Genomic DNA, 4,946 nt, shown 5'->3' with positions numbered 1-4,946 from the left:
AACCTAGTGGGGGATCTCTCACATCACGGCCGCTGTCGATCGGCTGCTCCGCGGATCGGCAGTGACCACGAAGACAGGGAACCGGTCATCCCATGGTTGAGGCTGGAACCGGACGCGCAGCGCCCCGTCCGGCGACGCGGGGATCTCCCCTTCGAGGGAGGTGTAGACCCACGGGCCTTCGTCGAGCGCCACGATGGCGATCGTCAGCGGCACCAAGCCGCCTGGCCGGTCGGTAGGGGCACGATCCACCACCCGCCACGACACGACCGAACCCGCACCCGACGACGGCACACGCTCGAGCTCGTCGGATCCGCACGACGAACACCCGGACGTGATCGGCGCGAGCAGCTTGGCGCACCGCACGCAGCGGTGAATCATCAACACGTCATCCACGCACAGCCCGATGTCGTCGCCGAGGACATTCGCTGTGTTCTTCAGGTCGGGCGTGTGCATACGGGCCTCCATGAGAGGGTACTGACCGGTTCCGCTCCAGCCTGTTCGGGAATGACGCGTCAGGCGACGGCCGAATGACCCGACGCATACCTATTTCCCGTCCCAGCCGACCGGGGCGACGGAAACAACTCGCCGGCCACTGGCCACCCCGGGCACGCTGCATTCACACCGACCCGCTGACCGAAGCCATCAGCTCGTTCAGAGCAGGCCGTGCGCACGGCCGTTCGTGATCACCTGTGCGCGGTTGCGGGCGTTGAGCTTGTTCATGACATTGGCCAGGTATGTCTTGACGGTACTGATCGACAACCCGAGTTGATGACCGATCTCGACGTTCGTGTGCCCGGCTGCGACGAGCCTGAGGACGTCGTACTCCCGCGGCGTGACGATCGCGGCCGTAGTGGTGGTCGGCCCGTTCCCTCCATAGGCTCCGGTGCGAGCGATCTGTCGTATCGCATCACGCAGCGTGGCACCGGAGGCGTCCTTGACCAGCAAGCCGCACGCGCCTGCCGCCAGCGAGGGCGCGACGGCCGCGTGTTCGGGAAACGCGGTGAACAGCAGGACCCGCGTGGTAGGCGAGACGGCGTGTAGTCGCGGCACCATGTCGGCGGCAAGTCCGTCGGGCAGCCGCAAGTCCAGTAGAACGACGTCGTAGCGATCCGCGGCGCAGGCGCGGATCGCGTCGACAGCCGTGCTGGCGTGGCCGGCGACGTCGATGTCGCGATGCCTGCCGAGTTGTGAGACGACGCCGTCGTGCACGACAGGGTGATCGTCGACGACCAGAACCTTGATCGTTCGAGAAACGCCGCCGCGATGCAGTCGACCGGGTCACCACCATGCAGTTCGATCGGCACGGCGACCGGATCTGGCGCCACGCTCAAGCCCTGCTCGACGACGAGCACCTGCGGCACGCAGTCGGCTCGGTCGCGGTCCCCTACGGCACCTGCAGCGAACCCAGCAACGTCGCAGCCGGCGGCGACGACTGCCCGGTCCGGTTCAGATGCGTCGGCTGCGCCCACTTTTCCACCAACGTGTCCTACCTGCCCGACCTGGAGGCATACCTGGCCGACCTGCTGCGCAGCCGCGAACGACTCCGCAGCACATTCACCGCGGCCGACGACTGGGCCAAGACCGAAGCGATGCCCTCACAAGACGAGATCACCCGGATCCGGCGACTCATCGCACGCATCAAAGCCGACGTCGACGACCTGACCGAACACGATCGCGCACAAATCACCGAGGCGATCGACGTCGTGCGACGCGGCCGCGGCACCATCGTCGGGCTCGGCCTGCCACAGATCCGCCAGCCGTTGCCCGACATCCGACCGGACAGGAGCGCGTAAGCGATGCCGCCCAACCCGATGATCGAGGGCCGCCGCGCCGACTCGGACCGGCGCCGACAGCGAGTCATCAAAGCCATCAACGCCGCGCAGACCAACGGTGGCGAGCTGAACGTGTCGGCAATCGCCCGCACCGCCCGCGTCGACCGCACCTTCCTCTACCGCCACCGGGACTTGCTCGCCCAGATCCACACAGCCCAGCGCACCCCACCCACCGTCGACAACGCGACGCTGGTCACAGCCGCTTCTCTCAAGACCGACCTGGCCAACGCCCAAGCCCGCATGCCCGACTGGCCAGCCACAACCAGCAGCTGGAAAGGAAACTATCGAAATTACTCGGTGAACGAGCCTGGCACGAATCCGGGCTCGGCGCACCGGCCGACATCGACCAGATGCAGCGGCAAATCGTCGCCCTCGAGCAGGAGATCATCGGATTACGCGCCCAGCTCGAAGAACGGGACCAGGAACTCGACGCGGCCCGGGCCGCCAACCGTGAACTGTTCGCGAACATGAACAAGCGACACTGACGCTGCACCAGACGAGCACTTGAGACCGATCACTGACTTCTCAGACGTGGCGGGCCTAACGGCGGCACCTCAGCAGCGAGTTTTCCTAGGCTGTCGTCGGCTTCGTACCACCGTGATTCCCTGCGACGGGGCTGGAAGGAAAGCGTGGACCGCTCCTCCGACTGATTGCCATTGATGGAAGGTTCGCCGGAGCCGGTCTCGAGGAGAGGACATCATGCACTGGGCTGTGGAAGAGCTGACCCACACCATGGCCCCGCCTGCGGGCGGCGGCGACCCGGTCGACTGGGACGCACTGCGTGTCGACACCGGATGGGAACTGCCAGCGGACTATCGCGACTTCGTCGCGGTGTACGGAATGGGGGCGATCAGTGACTCGATCGGCATTTCCACGCCGCGCTTCGAGGGCTATCCCTACGAGTACCACCTGTTATTGCACGCCGCGCAAGCGCTCGCGGACGGAGAGCTGACCTGGGCGTCGAACGAGGCTGGTGACGACTTCCTGTGGCGATGTGTCGGCGAGCCAGAGCGGTGGCAGGTGATCGTCCGGCCCAGGAGCCGTCACCAGGACCACACATACGACATGGGAATGGCCGAGTTCCTGCTGCGCCTGGTGCGAGCCGAGATCCATCCACCACTCGAAGCGGAACTCGCAATACCTGCCACGTTCGAATCGTGGCGGGAAGAAGAACGGTTACTCGAGGAGATCGGCGATCGTGAGGGATTCTGATCCAGGCGCTCTGGCCGCTCCTTGCGGCGCGAGCGGAAGTCAGGTGATGGGTTGAGTCTGCGAGAACTGGAGGAGCCGTACCAGCCTTGCTGGACATTCGGTCGGCCGAACGCCGGAGCATCGACTGCGAGTACATCCGGCGCGAGACCGGTGTCCAATTGCCCCCGGACTTCGTCGCCCTCGCCGAGGCATACCCGCCTTTCACGATGGCCGATTTCCTGGGGGTGCACATCCCGTCCCCCGGCGAAGAGAAGTATTTCGTCCGCGGCGTGCAGGAGTTCCGCGGCTATTTGGCGGAGTTTCGTGACGCTGGGATGTCGCATGGTCATGTTCCGTTCCCCGAGCCGGGCGGACTCCTTCCCTGGGGCGATTCCGCAGAAGGGGACCGCTTCTGCTGGAAGACATCGGAAGCCGACAGCGCTTCGTGGTCGGTTCTGGTCATTGGTCGTAACGACGACTGGTGCGGATATGCGGGAGACTTGACCTCCTATCTCGCGGGGTTGGCGCGCGGGACTGTTCCCCCGGACGGCCTGCCGCCGGACTTCCCGGGGCGGACACCGGTCATCGAAGCCGATTGACGTACAGTGCCGGGCTCGCCTTGCCTGGCGGGCTCGAGTGGCCGATATCCGAGCTGTGGAAACCGGGCCGGTTCGACGGTGGCGCCGGTCTTCTTCGCGCTGCGGCGGGGCTCTCGCCTCACCACAGGCGGGAACGCCGCGCTCCGCTGTGAGGCCAAACGTATAGGGAGCCCGCGAAATTCGCGGGGGAGTGTTGAAGGAGTTCCAATGGTGAGGACCACCCCACCTAGGTGTACTGACCTGAGAGGTTGGGGACGCGGCTGGCTGGTGGGTGTCCGCCGAGTGCGGTGTGGCCGCGGTGGTGATTGTAGGCGTGGAGCCAGTCGGTGAACGCGGCGCGGCGTTCGGTTTCGGACCGGTAGGGGCGGGCGTAGGCCCATTCCTCGAGCAGGGTGCGGTTGAACCGTTCGACCTTGCCGTTGGTCTGCGGCCGGTAGGGCCGTGTGCGTTTGTGCGTGATACCGGTCGTGGCCAGCTCGGCCCGCCAGAGCTGTGAGATGTAGCAGGAACCGTTGTCAGTGAGGACGCGTTTGACGGTGATCCCCTTGGAAGCGAAATATTTCCGCGCTCGACGCCAGAACATGACAGCGGTTTCCTTGCGTTCGTCGGGCAGGATTTCGCTGTAGGCCAGTCGTGAGTGGTCATCGACTGCGTTGTGCAGGTAGCTGCAGCCGACATGGCTTTTACCGTTGCTGCGCAGTGTTTTTCCGGGCGTACTGGTGCGGTTGCGGGCGCCGGCGCGGCGGCCGACCACGCGGTGGCCGCCGCCGTCGGGGATGTTGCCGAGTTTCTTGATGTCGACGTGCACCAGCTCTCCCGGTGCGCAGTGTTCGTAGCGGCGTACCGGTGCTGCGGTGACACGGTCGAGCCATCGCAGTCTGGCCATCCGGTAGCGGGCCAGGACGCGGTGCACTGTCGAGGGATGCAGTCCGAGCAGGTAGGCGATGCGGGCCGGTCCCCACCGGCGCAGTAGCCGGACCTTGATGATGCGGCGCTCGGTGCGGGTGGGTATGCGGGTCGGGCTGCGGTGCGGGCGGCTGGACCGGTCGCTCATCCCGGCGGTGCCGACTGTGCGGTAGCGGTCGGCCCACCGTTTAGCGGTGGTCGGTGACACTTGGAATCGTTCGGCGGCTCGGCGCAGCGGCCAGCCATCGTCGACGACGCACCGCGCCAGACGCAACCGACCCAGTTCTGACAGCGGGGCATTACGGTGGGACACGAAGACCTCCGGCAGGTGAATGCGTTCCTAGACAGCTCGCACTTCACCCGGAGGTCTTCGCCATGTCAGCCCGACACGCCGCTACCAACGTCCGTGGTCAGTACA

The 4,946-nt window shown here is 65.9% G+C and carries 7 protein-coding genes; 4 read left to right on the top strand and 3 right to left on the bottom strand.

Annotation, left to right across the window (positions count from 1 at the left end):
• Nucleotides 1-18: 18 nt before the first annotated feature.
• Both ON21_RS30790 and ON21_RS30785 read right to left on the bottom strand, forming a co-directional pair.
• Nucleotides 19-453, bottom strand: a complete 435-nt coding sequence (locus tag ON21_RS30790; RefSeq protein WP_083880986.1) for a Zn-ribbon domain-containing OB-fold protein — start codon at nucleotides 451-453, stop codon at nucleotides 19-21.
• A gap of 198 nt (nucleotides 454-651) precedes the next feature.
• Nucleotides 652-1,233, bottom strand: a complete 582-nt coding sequence (locus ON21_RS30785; RefSeq protein WP_281032715.1) for a response regulator transcription factor — start codon at nucleotides 1,231-1,233, stop codon at nucleotides 652-654.
• A gap of 53 nt (nucleotides 1,234-1,286) precedes the next feature.
• Here ON21_RS30785 and ON21_RS40355 point away from each other — a divergent pair, with 53 nt between their 5' ends.
• The 4 genes from ON21_RS40355 to ON21_RS30765 all read left to right on the top strand — a co-directional run bounded on the left by ON21_RS40355 (nucleotide 1,287) and on the right by ON21_RS30765 (nucleotide 3,622).
• A complete protein-coding gene (locus ON21_RS40355; protein ID WP_245562804.1) occupies nucleotides 1,287-1,793 on the top strand; it encodes a transposase in 507 nt (168 codons plus the stop codon).
• A gap of 3 nt (nucleotides 1,794-1,796) precedes the next feature.
• Nucleotides 1,797-2,303, top strand: coding sequence for a DUF6262 family protein (locus ON21_RS30775; protein WP_245562803.1), 507 nt, complete (start codon nucleotides 1,797-1,799; stop codon nucleotides 2,301-2,303).
• 228 nt (nucleotides 2,304-2,531) lie between these two features.
• Complete coding sequence (locus ON21_RS36155; protein ID WP_051021509.1) at nucleotides 2,532-3,044, top strand: hypothetical protein; 513 nt, start codon at nucleotides 2,532-2,534, stop codon at nucleotides 3,042-3,044.
• Between the two features lie 206 nt (nucleotides 3,045-3,250).
• Entirely contained in the window at nucleotides 3,251-3,622 is a 372-nt protein-coding gene (locus tag ON21_RS30765) for a hypothetical protein (RefSeq protein WP_157171041.1), read from the top strand.
• A 226-nt stretch (nucleotides 3,623-3,848) separates the two neighbouring features.
• Here the strand turns inward: ON21_RS30765 and ON21_RS30760 are convergent, their stop codons facing one another.
• A complete protein-coding gene (locus tag ON21_RS30760; protein WP_039803831.1) occupies nucleotides 3,849-4,841 on the bottom strand; it encodes an IS481 family transposase in 993 nt (330 codons plus the stop codon).
• Between the last annotated feature and the right edge of the window lie 105 nt (nucleotides 4,842-4,946).

The organism is Nocardia araoensis NBRC 100135, assembly GCF_000308435.1.
GTDB classification, from domain to species: Bacteria; Actinomycetota; Actinomycetes; order Mycobacteriales; family Mycobacteriaceae; genus Nocardia; species Nocardia araoensis.
This window is presented reverse-complemented; position numbering and strand designations above follow the sequence as displayed.

Bases quoted from the DNA above. Each gene is read 5' to 3' on its own strand.
- ON21_RS30790 (WP_083880986.1), bottom strand. From the start codon at position 453: ATGCACACGCCCGACCTGAAGAACACAGCGAATGTCCTCGGCGACGAC.
- ON21_RS40355 (WP_245562804.1), top strand. From the start codon at position 1,287: ATGCAGTTCGATCGGCACGGCGACCGGATCTGGCGCCACGCTCAAGCC.
- ON21_RS30775 (WP_245562803.1), top strand. From the start codon at position 1,797: ATGCCGCCCAACCCGATGATCGAGGGCCGCCGCGCCGACTCGGACCGG.
- ON21_RS36155 (WP_051021509.1), top strand. From the start codon at position 2,532: ATGCACTGGGCTGTGGAAGAGCTGACCCACACCATGGCCCCGCCTGCG.
- ON21_RS30765 (WP_157171041.1), top strand. From the start codon at position 3,251: ATGGCCGATTTCCTGGGGGTGCACATCCCGTCCCCCGGCGAAGAGAAG.